Genomic DNA, 1,494 nt, shown 5'->3' on the forward strand with positions numbered 1-1,494 from the left:
CCTGCGGCGCGACCTCCCCCATCAGAGGGGGAGGTGGGAGCTTCAGCCTTTGGTGCCTCAGCCTTGTCTTCCTCGGCTTCCGCCTTGGGCGCAGCACCACCGCTTTTCGCCGCCGCCCCCACATCCTCGCCCTCGGCTGCGAGCACGGCGATCAGCGCGTTGACCTTGACGCCTTCGGTGCCGGCTGGAACGACGAGCTTTGCAACCGTACCCTCATCGACCGCTTCGACTTCCATCGTCGCCTTGTCGGTCTCGATCTCGGCGATGACATCGCCGGGTGAAACCTTGTCGCCTTCCTTCACGAGCCACTTCGACAGATTGCCCTCTTCCATCGTGGGCGAGAGCGCCGGCATGGTAATGTTGATTGGCATTTTGTCCTCCCGCCCGGTTCAGCGATACGCGACGGCTTTGACCGCCTCGATGACCTCGCCAACATTCGGCAAGGCCAGTTTCTCGAGGTTGGCCGCATAGGGCATCGGCACATCCTTGCCGGCAATGGTGATGACCGGGGCGTCGAGGAAATCGAAGGCGCGCTGCGAGACCTGGTTGGCAATATGGTCGCCGACCGAGTTCTGCGGATAGCCTTCCTCCACGACCACCAGCCGGTTGGTCTTCTTGACCGATGCGGTGATTGTGTCGAGGTCGAGCGGGCGCATCGTGCGCAGATCGATGATCTCGGCGTCGATGCCCATGCCGCGCAGCTCCGCTTCCGCCTTGACCGCATAGGTCATGCCGATGCCGAACGAGACGATGGTGACGTCCTTGCCCGTCCTGTGAATGCGCGCCTTGCCGATCGGCAGCACGAAATCATCCAGCTTCGGCACGTCGAAGGACTGGCCGTAGAGGATTTCGTTCTCGAGGAAGATGATCGGGTTCGGGTCGCGGATCGCGGCCTTCAGCAAGCCCTTGGCGTCGGCGGCCGTATAGGGCATCACCACTTTCAGGCCGGGAATGTGGCTGTACCAGGCGGCGTAGCACTGCGAATGCTGTGCGGCGACGCGGGCCGCGGCACCATTCGGACCACGGAACACGATCGGCGCTCCCATCTGGCCGCCGGACATATAGAGCGTCTTGGCGGCCGAGTTGATGATCTGGTCGATCGCCTGCATGGCGAAATTGAAGGTCATGAACTCGACGATCGGCTTCAGGCCGGCCATGGCCGCGCCGACACCGACGCCGGCAAAGCCATGCTCGGTGATCGGCGTGTCGACGACGCGGCGTGGCCCGAATTCCTGCAGCAGGCCTTGGGTGATCTTGTAGGCGCCCTGGTATTCGGCGACCTCCTCGCCCATGACGAAGACATCGCCGTCGCGGCGCATTTCCTCGGCCATGGCGTCGCGCAAGGCTTCGCGCACCGTGGTCGACACCATTTCGGTTCCGGCCGGAATGTCGGGATCGGCGGCGATTTCCGTTTTCGGTGCGGCTGCGACTGGTGCTTGTTTACCCTTGTGGGGAGGGTCGGCCAGCTCGCCGGCCGGGGTGGGGGGCGCGGCG

2 protein-coding genes are annotated in these 1,494 nt (G+C 64.1%); both read right to left on the reverse strand.

Annotation, left to right across the window (positions count from 1 at the left end; translation table 11 throughout):
* A partial coding sequence (locus LB577_RS33000; protein ID WP_224690561.1) for a biotin/lipoyl-containing protein occupies nucleotides 1-371 on the reverse strand: 371 nt, incomplete at its 3' end.
* 18 nt (nucleotides 372-389) lie between these two features.
* A partial coding sequence (locus tag LB577_RS33005; protein ID WP_224690562.1) for a pyruvate dehydrogenase complex E1 component subunit beta occupies nucleotides 390-1,494 on the reverse strand: 1,105 nt, incomplete at its 5' end.

This window comes from Mesorhizobium sp. B283B1A, from assembly GCF_020165735.1.
In the GTDB taxonomy this organism is placed as follows: domain Bacteria; phylum Pseudomonadota; class Alphaproteobacteria; order Rhizobiales; family Rhizobiaceae; genus Mesorhizobium; species Mesorhizobium opportunistum.